The organism is Streptomyces sp. NPDC052910 (assembly GCF_055585605.1).
This window is the reverse complement of sequence record NZ_JBVJJR010000025.1, coordinates 1-1,042: the sequence shown is the minus strand read 5'-3', so window position 1 is coordinate 1,042 and position 1,042 is coordinate 1. Positions and strand designations below refer to the sequence as shown.

The window sequence follows — 1,042 nt, the reverse complement described above, 5'->3', positions numbered from 1 at the left end:
TCCGGGAGTAGTGGCGAGCGAAACCGGATGAGGCCAAACCGTTTGTGTGTGATACCCGGCAGGGGTTGCGCAGGCGGGGTTGTGGGATCTCTCTTTCACAGTCTGCCGGCTGTGAGACGAGTCAGAAACCGTAGTGATAGGCGAAGGACATGCGAAAGGTCCGGCGTAGAGGGTAAGACCCCCGTAGCTGAAATCATTGCGGCTCGTTTGAGAGACACCCAAGTAGCACGGGGCCCGAGAAATCCCGTGTGAATCTGGCGGGACCACCCGCTAAGCCTAAATATTCCCTGGTGACCGATAGCGGATAGTACCGTGAGGGAATGGTGAAAAGTACCGCGGGAGCGGAGTGAAATAGTACCTGAAACCGTGTGCCTACAAGCCGTGGGAGCGTCGCGTTGCATGCTTGCATGCAACGTCGTGACTGCGTGCCTTTTGAAGAATGAGCCTGCGAGTTTGCGGTGTGTTGCGAGGTTAACCCGTGTGGGGAAGCCGTAGCGAAAGCGAGTCCGAATAGGGCGACCAAAGTAGCGCGCCCAAGACCCGAAGCGGAGTGATCTAGCCATGGGCAGGTTGAAGCGGAGGTAAGACTTCGTGGAGGACCGAACCCACCAGGGTTGAAAACCTGGGGGATGACCTGTGGTTAGGGGTGAAAGGCCAATCAAACTCCGTGATAGCTGGTTCTCCCCGAAATGCATTTAGGTGCAGCGTCGTGTGTTTCTTGCCGGAGGTAGAGCACTGGATAGGCGATGGGCCCTACCGGGTTACTGACCTTAGCCAAACTCCGAATGCCGGTAAGTGAGAGCGCGGCAGTGAGACTGTGGGGGATAAGCTCCATGGTCGAGAGGGAAACAGCCCAGAGCATCGACTAAGGCCCCTAAGCGTACGCTAAGTGGGAAAGGATGTGGAGTCGCAGAGACAACCAGGAGGTTGGCTTAGAAGCAGCCACCCTTGAAAGAGTGCGTAATAGCTCACTGGTCAAGTGATTCCGCGCCGACAATGTAGCGGGGCTCAAGCGTACCGCCGAAGTCGTGTCATTGCAGTA

At 56.7% G+C, this 1,042-nt stretch carries 1 rRNA gene; it reads left to right on the top strand.

The window, feature by feature from the left end:
• A 23S ribosomal RNA gene (locus ACZ6X9_RS33770) occupies positions 1-1,042 on the top strand; the annotation flags it as partial.